The organism is Flavobacterium sp. MK4S-17 (assembly GCF_009848495.1).
GTDB lineage: Bacteria > Bacteroidota > Bacteroidia > Flavobacteriales > Flavobacteriaceae > Flavobacterium.
Genome location: NZ_WWEP01000035.1, coordinates 95,109 through 107,539 on the forward strand (window position 1 = coordinate 95,109; position 12,431 = coordinate 107,539).

At 41.3% G+C, this 12,431-nt stretch carries 12 protein-coding genes; 9 read left to right on the top strand and 3 right to left on the bottom strand.

What is annotated here, in order from left to right; all coding sequences use genetic code 11:
* The first annotated feature begins 68 nt into the window (after positions 1 to 68).
* From GSF09_RS11855 to GSF09_RS13850, 4 genes are all read left to right on the top strand, one after another.
* Entirely contained in the window at positions 69 to 833 is a 765-nt protein-coding gene (locus GSF09_RS11855; protein ID WP_159801684.1) for a LexA family transcriptional regulator, read from the top strand.
* 8 nt (positions 834 to 841) lie between these two features.
* The gene (locus GSF09_RS11860; RefSeq protein WP_159801686.1) at positions 842 to 1,087 is read left to right on the top strand and encodes a hypothetical protein; all 246 of its coding nucleotides are present in this window, start codon (positions 842 to 844) and stop codon (positions 1,085 to 1,087) included.
* A 167-nt stretch (positions 1,088 to 1,254) separates the two neighbouring features.
* Positions 1,255 to 2,769 carry a MauE/DoxX family redox-associated membrane protein gene (locus tag GSF09_RS11865; RefSeq protein ID WP_159801688.1) on the top strand — a complete coding sequence of 505 codons (1,515 nt, stop codon included), beginning with the start codon at positions 1,255 to 1,257 and terminating at the stop codon, positions 2,767 to 2,769.
* Positions 2,770 to 2,845: 76 nt separating this feature from the next.
* Positions 2,846 to 3,121, top strand: coding sequence for a DUF6520 family protein (locus GSF09_RS13850; protein ID WP_370516001.1), 276 nt, complete (start codon positions 2,846 to 2,848; stop codon positions 3,119 to 3,121).
* Between the two features lie 42 nt (positions 3,122 to 3,163).
* Here GSF09_RS13850 and GSF09_RS11870 read toward each other — a convergent pair whose 3' ends face one another.
* Genes GSF09_RS11870 through GSF09_RS11880 form a run of 3 tightly spaced genes read right to left on the bottom strand, consistent with a single transcriptional unit; the run spans position 3,164 to position 10,205 of the window.
* Positions 3,164 to 5,755: a prolyl oligopeptidase family serine peptidase gene (locus GSF09_RS11870; protein ID WP_159801690.1), complete on the bottom strand. Its 2,592-nt coding sequence runs from the start codon at positions 5,753 to 5,755 to the stop codon at positions 3,164 to 3,166.
* Between the two features lie 9 nt (positions 5,756 to 5,764).
* On the bottom strand, positions 5,765 to 7,180 hold the full coding sequence (locus tag GSF09_RS11875; RefSeq protein WP_159801691.1) for a RagB/SusD family nutrient uptake outer membrane protein: 1,416 nt from the start codon (positions 7,178 to 7,180) through the stop codon (positions 5,765 to 5,767).
* 1 nt (position 7,181) lies between these two features.
* Positions 7,182 to 10,205, bottom strand: a complete 3,024-nt coding sequence (locus GSF09_RS11880) for a TonB-dependent receptor (RefSeq protein ID WP_159801693.1) — start codon at positions 10,203 to 10,205, stop codon at positions 7,182 to 7,184.
* A 17-nt stretch (positions 10,206 to 10,222) separates the two neighbouring features.
* Here GSF09_RS11880 and GSF09_RS11885 point away from each other — a divergent pair, with 17 nt between their 5' ends.
* From GSF09_RS11885 to GSF09_RS11905, 5 genes are all read left to right on the top strand, one after another.
* Positions 10,223 to 10,507 carry a hypothetical protein gene (locus GSF09_RS11885; RefSeq protein WP_159801695.1) on the top strand — a complete coding sequence of 95 codons (285 nt, stop codon included), beginning with the start codon at positions 10,223 to 10,225 and terminating at the stop codon, positions 10,505 to 10,507.
* Positions 10,508 to 10,831: 324 nt separating this feature from the next.
* Positions 10,832 to 11,095, top strand: a complete 264-nt coding sequence (locus GSF09_RS11890; RefSeq protein ID WP_159801697.1) for a hypothetical protein — start codon at positions 10,832 to 10,834, stop codon at positions 11,093 to 11,095.
* Positions 11,096 to 11,264: 169 nt separating this feature from the next.
* Positions 11,265 to 11,456: a hypothetical protein gene (locus GSF09_RS11895; protein WP_159801699.1), complete on the top strand. Its 192-nt coding sequence runs from the start codon at positions 11,265 to 11,267 to the stop codon at positions 11,454 to 11,456.
* Positions 11,457 to 11,482: 26 nt separating this feature from the next.
* Complete coding sequence (locus GSF09_RS11900; RefSeq protein ID WP_159801701.1) at positions 11,483 to 11,725, top strand: hypothetical protein; 243 nt, start codon at positions 11,483 to 11,485, stop codon at positions 11,723 to 11,725.
* On the top strand, positions 11,715 to 12,422 hold the full coding sequence (locus GSF09_RS11905; RefSeq protein ID WP_159801703.1) for a hypothetical protein: 708 nt from the start codon (positions 11,715 to 11,717) through the stop codon (positions 12,420 to 12,422). The genes GSF09_RS11900 and GSF09_RS11905 overlap by 11 nt, the downstream gene beginning before the upstream one ends.
* Positions 12,423 to 12,431 lie beyond the last annotated feature (9 nt).

The following is a 12,431-nucleotide window of genomic DNA, read 5'->3' on the forward strand; positions in this document are numbered from 1 at the left end:
GAACAAAATTAGACCAGATTAGAACAAAATAATATATATTTGCTGTTCCAAATAGCAACAATTCGCGTATGTCTTTATTTTCCGACAACATCAGGTTCCTGAGGATTCAAAAGAACATCTCTCAGGAAAAGCTTGCCACAGCGCTCCTAATCGCGCGTGCACGCTATGTAAAGTATGAGTCCGGGACTTCTGAAGCCCCCTATGATATACTGAAACGCATTTCCAAATTTTACCATGTAAGCATCGACCTGCTGCTGAATGTCGACCTGCGCAAGATCGATATGGATGGGCTGCTGAAACTTGAGGACAACCGCATATTGCTACCTATTACCATAGACACGGGCGGGGAAAATACAATAGAGATCATACCCCAGAAAGCCAAGGCGGGCTACCTGAATGGGTATAGTGACCCCGAATTCATCGAAGGCTTGCAGCAAATATCATTGCCTTTCCTTAAAAACGGAAAGTTCAGGGCTTTTCCTGTGTCCGGGGACTCCATGCCGCCCCACAGGGACGGTTCCTTCATTATCGGAAAGTATGTGGAAAGCCTTGGGGAAGTACGCGATGGCAGAACCTATATCCTGCTGACCAAAAACGAGGGCATTGTATACAAACGCCTGAATAAGAACGGCAAGAACAGCCTGGTACTGAGCTCCGACAATTCTTTCTACGAGCCTTATTCGGTCAGGGCCTCCGATGTGTTGGAAATATGGGAATATGCCTGCAGCATCGCCACCAATGAATTTGAGCCGGACAGCCTGGAGCCGCAAAACATCCGCGATATGTTTAACAGCCTCCGTAATGAGATAAAAGCTTTGAAGCATTTACAATAATCAGATTGATGACTACAACTATACGCTTAAGGATACCAAAAGATATTGATACCGCTACCGAACGAAAAATACGCAAGCTAAAAGGAAGCCTCATTGCACAGTCTTTCACCGATATCATCCATTTCGATGATGATGGGGAAGATTTCTATATCCATTATTTTACCACACCTTCCATGAAAAAGGATGATGCCATTACTTTTATCTCTTCATTTCTTAGCGAAGAAGCACTGACTGACGTTGCGACGATCCTGTAAATCTTACTATGATGGCATAAGCAGTGTTATTTTTAAATGACTGTTTCTGAAGTATTTTGGCTTGTTTTGGCTATGTGTTTATCAGTAGCTAAAACATACCTTGGCTCTAAATAATCCTGCTAATGCAAACTTACTTTGGATGCTATTAGCATGAAATTTTGCAGGATATGAAACCAATACCTTCTTTCAGGAAAATAACAGTCGAAATTATCTGTTTGCTCTACATATTGCTATTTGTTTATGCGGCAGTAAGCAAGCTTTTAGAATTCGATGATTTCTCAATCCAGCTAGGACAATCACCTCTCATTGGTGCTTATGCCTCACTATTAAGATGGGTGGTTCCCATATCAGAAATTATAATAGCCATTGCCCTGTTACTACCAAGATTAAGAATATGGGCGCTCTACTTCGCATTTCTACTAATGTGTTTTTTTACCGCGTATATCTACATTATCCTGAATTTCAGTTCTTATATACCCTGCTCCTGTGGCGGTATACTTGAGAAATTAGGATGGCGCCAACATCTATTATTCAATATGGTGTTCATATTTCTTGGAGCCGTTGGCGTATTTCTTCTTAATTGGCCTTCAAAAGCAGGTAAGAATAGATTCAGAAAAATTGTTTTGATACCGGTAGGGCTGTTATTTACTTTTGTTCTTTCTGTATTTATATTGCTACAGTTCTATAACGCCTCTGAGAATAAGCTTTCAAAATCCAATCCTTTCATAAGGAAATTTGTTCCGGCCACTGCACGCAAAGGGAAAGTCCTCGACTTAAAATATAACACCTATTATATCGCTGGTATTGAAAATAATGAACTTTATCTAGGGAACAGTAAAGCCTTTCAAAGAATTACCCAAATAGATACTGCGCTTGCTCTAATCCGCACTAAAGATGTAGCTTTCCCATTAACTGATAATAAGTACACTTATTTGACATTATATGTTAACCCTCCTTATTTTTATTATTACGACGGAACCGTCCCGGAGATTATTTATGGTTTTAAGAATGATTGGAAAATCAGGAGTTTTAAGAAGACACCTGAATTTTTCAACAGTGCCGTAATAATTGACAGCAATACAATAATAACCCGTAATGTCAGCACCAAAACAGGTAAAAATTACCTGAGCAGGCAGCGCCTTCAAAAAGCAAAAGCATTTAATTCCGAAAATATATTGACTGCACAAATAGACGGGGTATTCGATACCGATGGTGATATGTTCTATGAGCAGCACTGGAAAAAATTCATCTATGTATACCGCTATCGTAACCAATACTTAATAACTGACCCCCGGCTACAGCATCTGGATAAAGGCCATACGATAGATACTAATTCAATTGCCAAGATAAAAGTTGCTACTTCAAAACAAAGTGGGTTTACCCAATTATCAGCACCGCCTTTAATCGTCAATAAATACAGTACAGTATATAAAAACCTGTTATTTGTTCAATCCATTAATCTTGGCCGGTTCGAGCCAACAAATATGAGAAAAGAGTCCAGTACCATAGATGTCTATAACATGGAACAGGGAAAATACCTGGCCAGCTTTTATGTTTATCATGAGCAGGGCAAAAAGCTTAGGACTTTCGCTGTTTATGAAGACGCTTTCTACGCAATGGTCGGGACCTCGATTGTTAAGTACAGATTGGGAAAGAATATCACATCGGAATATGTGAGGTAACGCATACAAGGCCATGTATCAGGGATTAGATCGAAAACCTGAAAAAAGAGTAGATCACAACTTAATTTTATAAATTATGAAAAACAATTTTGTAAAAGGCTTAACACGCCTGGGCGTGTTTGCCATAGCTATTACAGGAGCATTCACGACCACATCGATGGCAAGCGCTGATGCGGCCCCATTTGTTCCCGGCCATATTCAGACAGGGAATCCATTCAATCCCTGTCAGCAGTCATCGATAATGTGTGATGTCCAGGTAACTTCTGACCTTTGCCGCTCCGGCAGCACACAGTTGTATCAGCTAACTGCTCCGAACACCTGTGCTACGACGCTTTGGAAAATCCAGCCGTAGTGCAATAAAAAGCAAAGCGGTTTCACAAGAAACCGCTTTGTATTATTTTTTAGGCCGCATCCATTCTTTCTCAGGTTCGCCCTTTAGATGGAAGGCAAACCAATCCACAATTTTGTTGCGTAAATCAACCTGATTGGCCCTATCACTTAAAGAATGACCTTCTTTTGGATACAGTAGCATTACATGCTCTTTTCCTTGTCTTCTCAGGGCAAAATACATTTGTGTGGTCTGCTCTTTCAGGACATGGTAATCTTCCTTACCCGACCAGGACATGAGCGGTGTTTTAATCTTACCAGCGTGGTAGATCGCCGAATTATCAATATAGGCCTGCATGTTACTAAAAAGTTCCTCTCCCATCCGTAATTGATGGTGTTCATAACGCCAATAGAGCGGTATGTTGAAGATACTCATGCTAAGATAATCGGTAACCATATTGGTAATACCGTCCCCGGCTATGGCAGCCGCAAAAATATCGGTTTGCGATATTATGTAAAAAGTTTTATATCCTCCGTGGGAATGGCCATACAGGCCCACCCGTCCGGGATCCACATTTCCTTTGGCTATTATGGTGTTGACTGCATTAATAACACAGTCCAAATTTGCCGGCCCCGGATTTGCTTTTTCCGATTCAGTATCGGGCAGGAATACTATATATCCCTGCGCCAACAGGTCGGGCACATTGAATCCGATAGGGCTTGAAGCTGATGGAGTCAAATAACTGTGGAAGTTCTTTGATAAATTTTCATAGATATACACAATCATCGGATATTGCTTCCTTTTATCAAAGTTCGCCGGATAATACACCAATGCCTTCATCTTCTTACCATTACTTCTGTAGTATTCGATTTTTTCCACGCTTCCCCATTCGAATAGGCTATGGAGGGTATTGCTTTCAACCAGAGTATGCTCCCTTTTAGCGATAGATGGTTTATAGATTATGGCAGGCGGCCTATAAAAATCCTCTTTGACATAAAAAACATCTCCTGTACTACCCATTCGTAATTGTGTGAAGCTATGCGGGCCATATGCTATTACTGTTTCCCTGCCCTGGAGGTCAATTGCCGAATATCCGCTATCTAGCGATTCGGTATCCGATACTGAAAAAAATATCGAACTATCGGTATTGATCACCCTGGTGTAATAACCGCTATATTTATAAGGAACCATTTTTTGAGCAGCCGCCGCAAACTCATATTTCAATCCCCTTTCACGTCCGGAGGTCAGCCTTTTGTATTTTAGTGTCGCAGCTTCAACCATCCATACATCATATCCATCACGCACGAATACATATTTTTCATCTTCTGAAAAATACAGGAGATCAACAGGACGAAGCTCGTCCAGAACATCATACAATGGCATGGAGACATTTGTCTTTAGCAATTTTCCTAAAGCAGTCGTCCTGTTATGGCTATAAGAATGCAGGTGCCAATCCCCATCCTTATACCAGGTTACATAACCTCCTTTGGGAGATTGTAAGAGCATTGGCTCGTTTCCCGGAATATCATCAATAAGCAGGTTCACTTTGCCCGACTCCAGATCCCTGCAATAAATATCCCTGTTTGCTTCTTTATCTGATTGAGGTTCTTTATCAAATTTATCCCATTCCAAAAGATGTTTCCCATCACGCGCGAGGCTAAAATAAGCATATTGCCCTCCTGATATCATCCTGAATTTGCCACTACCCGGTGTCCATTCAAAAAGTGATTCCGGTCTTTTTCCAGGCTGATCACTTGCCCTTAACGGATACAGCCTTTTATCGTTGGCGTTCCAGATTTCTGCCCTTTCAGGACTACTAGCACTGTCTAGTGACGGATAGAACTGGACATATACTTTAGTCCCATCCGGAGCAAAATCGATATGAGCCACCTGAAGTTCCCAATCTGCATATTCTTTTTTTATGCTGTTATCCAAAAGCGTCTTTTTATTTTTGGCAATATCGTACACCAGTACCGTCAGTTTGCCGGCAGCCTGATCGAAGGCTGTGCTTAAAAGTTTGTCTCCTTTTTGACTCCAAAGCATGCCACCCATATTTTGTTCGCTTTCTTCATGAACCAGAACCAGGTTGAGGGTATTCAGGTCCAAACAATAGAATGCCGATTTACCCTGTTCAACGCGCCACAAGGCAAGCTTATCCTTTTGGGGTGATATTTCGAAACGGATAACATTTGCCTTTCTAAAGATTTTGTGTGCCTGTTCGTCCATAACGACAAGAGTGTTATCATCTCCCATAGCTATAATAAGCGATTTTTTAAGAGCATATTCAAACTGACGAATATCCGCTGTCTCAAAAGTTTTCCCGCTTTTAAAAGAGTGCGTTCGCAGTACTTTATCCCGGCCTAAAGCGGAAAACGTTCTTTTACCAAATGCTGCGCTTGCTGATGAAGGAAAGGGGAATGTTTTGTGATTACGGGTATTTTTTAAAAAGAGCGTATCCAGCCCATTTTCATAGGCAAGTGTATAGCTGCCCCAAGTACCGTCGTCAGATAGTTCACCAATTAATATATGACTCCATTTACCATAATCTTCCACCTTTAGCGGCAATTTTGAAAGCTGCGCACAGGATACGGCACTTATCAATAAAATAAGCGGCAGGATCGTGTTTAGGGATATAATTCTTTTTACTACAATGTTCATAATTAATTATTAATACCCCGGATTTTGATTTCCGAGATTTGGATTGGTCAATAGTTCTGTTTCAGGTAGGGGCCACAAGGCATCGGTCGTATCCCAGCCCGGCTTTACGAGGGAAAGATCAATATCCAGCCTTCCATACCGCTTCAGGTCAAAAAACCGATGCCCGTGTTCTGTAAAAAATTCGATTTTCCTTTCCTGAAGAATTGCTGAGAGTATATCATCGGCGCTTTCTGCCGATGTAGCCGGAAGCCCCGCTGTGGCACGGATAAGATCCAGGTCGTTTTTCGCCGCCTCTATTGCTCCCAGCCGCGCATACGCCTCAGCCCGTATCAGGTATTGCTCAGCCAGCCTCAACACTATAGAATATTCAACGGAGGAAGCTGTTGCAGCATTCTGTTTGTATTTGAAAGCATGGTACCACGTCCCGTTATCGTTTGATATTTCTTTTGTCCAGACTGATTTCCGGATGTCACCGGGTTCAAATGCCGTCATGAGCGCCGGGCTAAGCGCAACAAGCGGCGGTGGCCCAGCGTTGAAAATGAAGTTTGTAGCCTCAAGCGTATTTGACCCTGCAAGTGAGGGCGAAAATTGCCATATTGTAGTAGAAGCGTCTTTAAGAAAAACATCATTCAGATCGCTTTCCCATTGGAATGTAGCTGTATCATCGATAAGTATTGAGGCACTGGCTATGGCCTGGTCGTATACGCCACTATAAAGATATACCCGTGAGAGAAAAGCCTGTACTACTTTCCTATTCGGGATCACCCGCTCCGGATTGCTGTAGGTATCAGAAAGCAATGGCAGGGCTGCCAGAAGATCGGTAGTCACATTCTGATATACCACATCGACAGGGACACGGGTGGCAGATCTTGTCACACTATAATCCGTTGTGGTTATATAGGGAACAGGGCCATAGAGGTTGGCAAGATAGAAGTGTACCAAAGCGCGTACAAACAAGGCTTCCCCTTCTAATCTTTCCCGATCGCCAACAGGGAGCAGCGGCGCATTACGGACACCTTCTATAATAGCGTTGCAGGCGTATATCTGGTTATAGCTGTCATTCCAGATGCTACGGACATTAAGGTCTGAGGGAATAAGGCTGTTATTGCTAAAAGCAGCCGAGAAATGGCTTGAGGCACCATAGAAGGCCAATTCATCAGTATAATGTCCCAGTTGATTAGAAAGGCCGTTGGAGTTTCCTGTCAGCAAACCACTATCCCTGAGGCTTGCATAGATATGTGCCATTGCAGCATTTGCTGTGGTAGTGCTTTCAAAGACTGCCTGACCCGTAAGTTGGGAATTGGGTAAGTCCACATCATTGAAACTTTCGCACTGCGTGATAAATAAGCTTAAAACAAAGCACTGCAGCGGGAAAAGTAACTTTCTATAATTACGGTTTATAAATTTTGCTTTTATATTTTTCATCCTAATATGTAATTTGAATTCCGGTTGTTATCATTTTAAGAGGGGGAAGAAATCCTGCTGTGCCGAACTCTGGATCCGCACCTTTGTAGGAGGTAATGGTCAATAAGTTTTGTGCTTCGAGGCGGAGGCGGCATTTAACCCCTTTTAGCCACTCATCAGGTAAGGTGTAGGTTAGGGAAATATTCTTAAGCCTGATGAAAGAAGCATCGCTAAATGCGGCTGTGCTCTCTGAATATCGCATAAAGGCATCGAAAACACCGGATTGTACCCCTGTACTATACTGCTGAAAAGGCGCATTATCTCCCGGCTCCTGCCAGCGCTGGATCACCCCGGCGGGCTGGTTGGCCATAGTACCTGGCATGCTGCTCAGATAATTTTCATTCCAGTTATTTTGTTTCACAAACTGAAAGAGAAAGTCAAATGTCAGGCCCCTGTATGTAATGGTGTTTTGAAGCCCTCCGAAAAATTTGGGATTAAAATCCGCAATTGATTTCCTGTCTCCCGCCGCAGTAATAGCACCATCACCATCAAGATCTTCAAATTCATAAATACCCGTGTCAGGATTTACCCCTTTGTAGACATAGAGCAGGCGAATATTTGTGGGCTGCCCGATTACAAATTGGTTACGGTAGGTCGATTCTTCCAATCCCGGGAACTCAAGCAGTTTATTCCTGGCGGCAGAAATATTAAAAGATGTTGTCCATGAAAAATCCTGCGTTTGCCAATTGATCGTATTTAAGGTCGCTTCAATCCCTTTGTTTTGGACTGTAGCGCCAAGATTAGCCTGAATAGTATTGAAACCAGTAGTGCCAGGCAATGGAATTCCCACAAGCTGATTCGAAGACCGGTTATCATAATAGTTCAGAATCAGGAAGATACGGTCCCTTAAAAATCCCGCCTCAAGTGCCAACTCCAACTTATTGTTGGTCTCCCAACTAAAATTTTCATTGAAAAGCCTGGTGGGCATCAATCCTATAACACCATTATACCCCACACCTGTTCCGGAATAGGTATTAAGATATTGGTAATCGCCGATCTGGTCGTTACCCGTGGTACCATAACTAGCCCGCAACTTGCCGAAGCTAAGCGGCGCAAAGTCCTTTAAAAATTCTTCATTTGAGAAAATCCAGGCTAAACCTGCTGCACCAAAATTAGCAAATTGGTTACCCGGCCCAAATCGGCTGGAACCATCCCGCCTTGCGGTAAGATTGAGTATATACCGACGGTCATAGTTAAAATTAGCGCGTGCAAATATTGCCTGATACTTATAGGTGCTCTGGTCGTCTGACACTACTGTTTTTGTTGTGGCGGCTGCAAGGTTGTAAATCATGGCATTGCTTGGAAAACCCATCCCTGAGACCACCAGTTGATCGTAATTCTGTTTTTGGAATGTACTGCCCGCAAGCACTTCTGTTTTTAGCTTTCCAAACTCCTGCTTCCAGTTGAGTTGCGGTTCAATAATCCACGACTGCCTGTTTGTGGTGTTGAAAAACACAGAAGAGAATTCTGCACCGGCGCCGTAGGAAGGATTATATATGGTAGAAGGCAATGTCCTGCTTTCATCGTGCCTCACGTCTGTAAAACCTAAAGAAGTACCAAAAGAAATGCCCTTCCAGATATTCCATGTAAGCATTGTATTAGCAATGAGGTCATAGGTCCTGGCTTTAAATTTCCCCTCCAGATTCCGTAGCGGGTTATCCCATGTACCGTCTGCCCAGTTAAGCGAACCGTCATCATTGTACAGCGCCGGGGCATTAGGCGCAAGGCCTCTCGCTTCGAGCGTAAGGTCTTTCCATGGAAGATCATTATCCTGCATAGTATAGGATGCCGAGAAGGAAACCTTAAATTTTTCATCCGTAGACTGGTGCCTCAGATTGGTATGGACATTAGCCTTATTGTATTCAAAATCACCCGGAAAAACAGTAGTTTCCCTTCTGAAGTTTCCACTGACCAGTGCCTGTGTCTGCTCACTGCCGCCGGAAACTGATGCTGAGGCTTCGGTAATACTGGCTGTCCCACCTGTAATTTCTTTCTGCCAGTCTGTGTAGCGGTTTCTATCCCATGTCCCGTTGATATCATAGGCATTATCGGGGTAGACAGAAAGACCGTCGTTTGCAAAGGCTTCTTCGCGCATAGCAAGATAATCGGGAGTTTTCATCATATTGGCAAAGCGCGTTACACTGCCAAAACCACTTGATATACCGGCTGTATATGTTGTAACCCCAATCTTTCCTTTTTTGGTCGTAATCAATACCACACCGTTTGCACCTCGGGAGCCATATATGGCAGTGGCATCGGCATCTTTAAGCACTTCTATGCTTTCAATATCGGATGGGTTAATACTGTTTAAGGGACTAGTGGAATTTGGCAAAATTGTAGATGTCTGGGGATTACCGATAGCCTGTGATGCATAAGGGACACCATCAATAATGTAGAGCGGTGCATTCCCTCCGGAGCGAAGACTATTAAGCCCGCGTATCTGGATGTCAAAACCGCCACCGGGCACACCTGTATTCTGGATAATATTTACCCCTGCCATACGCCCCTGCATGGTAGCCAAAACATTCGATACAGGCTGTGTTTCTATATCTTTCGAGGTAATTCGAGTAATACTGCCGGTAGCTTCTTTCTGTTTCACATTATAGTAACCGGCATTGATGGTTACCTCCTCAAGCTGTAAAGTATCTTCCTCAAGGATAATGTTTAGAGTATTTTGCGAGCCGACAATTACCTCAACGGTTTTAAAGCCTGTAAAGGAAAATACCAATACATCACCGACACCAGCGGCAATGGAATAATTACCTTCAGTATCCGTTGCGACGGAGCGCGTTGTACCTTTGACGACAATTATCGCGCCCGGCAAGGGACCTGAGCCATCGGAGACGGTTCCTGAAATGGTTTGCTGAAAATAGGCTTCGGAAATTGGTGAAGCATGTGCCCGGGCTAAGGCACTGACTGGTAAGGATGCTAAAGCAAGAGAATAGAAAAGCACCCTTAGCCCTTTGTTTGCTGAAATAAATTTCATAACATTGGTTAAGATTAATGAGACATTGGGTTTTATTGGTCTATGCCTTCCGTGGGTCGCCAAACTTACACGGGGGGCTTTTTTATGAACCTAAAAAAGATACCCGGCCTTTCCCCAACCAACTCAACGAGGAATACCAGTACAGGCCGGGCCTACTTAACTATGTAAAAACTAAACCATACGCAAAACGGGTTAAAGGTTATACTACAACGTTTGCGAAGCCCGACAAAAAAATAAAGAAAACGCTAAGAATACAAGCTGAGAGTGAAGTAGTAACTCCTAAAAAGGAGGCGTGGGTTTAAACTCATCTTATCGTTCTCGAGGTACTGGTATACCTACATGCGAATAAGTGAGCCCACGCCGTATGGCGTGAGCATTTGCACCTATCATCTCGCATGTTCTTAAAGTACCAGTTTTCGAGAACGAGATTCAAAGCGAATGCTTCATATTATATTTTGAAGTATCGCAAAATTACAATTTCCTAAGGAAGGAATAAAACAAACTTAATAATTTTTAACGACATATACGTCGTTGTGTTGGTTAAAATTTATAAATTATTTTACTATGTGAATTTTCAAATTAGAAATATAAGATATAGAGTAGCAGTAGGAATAATTTTCAAGAGATTGAGAATTCAAGTTCTTATTGCTGGGAAACCTATGACTCAACAGTATCTTAATAATGAAATTTCATTAAAATATAGTAAGTCGTGGAATTCAGGAAGAGAAGAATCTATGCCAAACACCACATTGGAAAATTTATTTTTAATTTGTGATTATTTCAATATAAGCATTGAGGATTTTTTCAAACTTGTCAATACTGTTTCACAAAAGGAAATTAATGATGAAATTAGTCGCAAGGTAAGATTACAAAAACACCTGAAAAAATAATTTTTTCTTTGACTATTAGAGGATGCGAAAGCATCTTTTTTTGTTTAGTTTAAATACCTATTAATAGGTATTTAAACATTTATTTAAAACAGGTATTTTTACTTGTATATTTTACAGTACTACTTTCTTTACTTTGTAAGTAAGTTAATTATAATTTAAAATTACTAATATGGAAAAATGTCAATCTTGTGGAAAACCTTTTCATGTTGCTGAACATAATTTGCAAATGCCCGGTACCAAAGAAAGAGAACCTATCACTTGTCCGTATTGTCGCTACACAATTGAAAGAATGACAAACGGTTGGTGGGTAGTTACTCCAGCAACTGAAGAAGAAATAGAGGATTATCTAAAAAGATCATAGAATAGGCTAAATTAATTAATTAGCATATGAGAAATATCCTTGCAAAATCTATGATGATGAAAAAGGGGCTAGATGATGACTATACTTTATTTGATGATGGGGAAATATTGCACGAGTATGATGCAAACCATTATCCATCTGGTATGAATAGGTCAAGAAAACTTCGCGCGGAAGAATTAAGTTCCGATGTAAAAAATAGACTATTAGAAGCGGCATCTACAGCTAATAGACAGTTGGTGAAAGAAATTTTGGGATTGAATGAAGCTTGATAACATTTTATTACATCAACTGTTTTTGGAAAAAAACATAACTATATTACATCATGCTAATACAGTAGCTACTTCGATTACATTTTTAGAAGCAAATGGATTGATTTCAAGAGGGGGTGTAGAACAGCATGGACTTTATCAGACAGAACAAGGTTCAGATGACTCAGATAAGGTTTTCGATGTATGGAATGATATTTTTATTGATACAATTGATTTACATGGATATTTTCCTCGTCAGAATGTCTACGGTCCAATTTCTTTCAAAATTTCGATAGATTTTCTTTTGACTGAAAATTTCGATATTTGGGTAACAAAAGACAACCCTCAATACTGGAACGCAGAAATGACTATGAAACAAAAGTATTTTTCAAGTGTTGAAGAGCTAAGAGATACTTGGAATAATTACGAAAGACAACGGAAGATGGTTACGATCAAGAATGTAACTGACCCCGTCCTCTTTGATTATCTAAAACAAGTTTTGGTTGATGATCCTAGAGTTGAAACACAGGGCTATCATCTTTTTAACGAGGCTGTAGCGGCCCTTAAACAGACATTAGGTGATAATACATCACTTAAAAATAAATTTTTAACTCGCCCAACTTGTTCAGGTGCTTGCTACTGCAGAGATAATTATCTAAAACAAGTATATCCTAATACCTTAAAAAGATTATTTTTACCTAAACATTTATTGCAATGAAATTAGATT

Excerpts from the sequence above, each read along its gene's own strand:
- GSF09_RS11855 (WP_159801684.1), top strand. The coding sequence starts at position 69 with ATGTCTTTATTTTCCGACAACATCAGGTTCCTGAGGATTCAAAAGAAC.
- GSF09_RS11860 (WP_159801686.1), top strand. The coding sequence starts at position 842 with ATGACTACAACTATACGCTTAAGGATACCAAAAGATATTGATACCGCT.
- GSF09_RS11865 (WP_159801688.1), top strand. The coding sequence starts at position 1,255 with ATGAAACCAATACCTTCTTTCAGGAAAATAACAGTCGAAATTATCTGT.
- GSF09_RS13850 (WP_370516001.1), top strand. The coding sequence starts at position 2,846 with ATGAAAAACAATTTTGTAAAAGGCTTAACACGCCTGGGCGTGTTTGCC.
- GSF09_RS11870 (WP_159801690.1), bottom strand. The coding sequence starts at position 5,755 with ATGAACATTGTAGTAAAAAGAATTATATCCCTAAACACGATCCTGCCG.
- GSF09_RS11875 (WP_159801691.1), bottom strand. The coding sequence starts at position 7,180 with ATGAAAAATATAAAAGCAAAATTTATAAACCGTAATTATAGAAAGTTA.
- GSF09_RS11880 (WP_159801693.1), bottom strand. The coding sequence starts at position 10,205 with ATGAAATTTATTTCAGCAAACAAAGGGCTAAGGGTGCTTTTCTATTCT.
- GSF09_RS11885 (WP_159801695.1), top strand. The coding sequence starts at position 10,223 with ATGAGACATTGGGTTTTATTGGTCTATGCCTTCCGTGGGTCGCCAAAC.
- GSF09_RS11895 (WP_159801699.1), top strand. The coding sequence starts at position 11,265 with ATGGAAAAATGTCAATCTTGTGGAAAACCTTTTCATGTTGCTGAACAT.
- GSF09_RS11900 (WP_159801701.1), top strand. The coding sequence starts at position 11,483 with ATGAGAAATATCCTTGCAAAATCTATGATGATGAAAAAGGGGCTAGAT.
- GSF09_RS11905 (WP_159801703.1), top strand. The coding sequence starts at position 11,715 with ATGAAGCTTGATAACATTTTATTACATCAACTGTTTTTGGAAAAAAAC.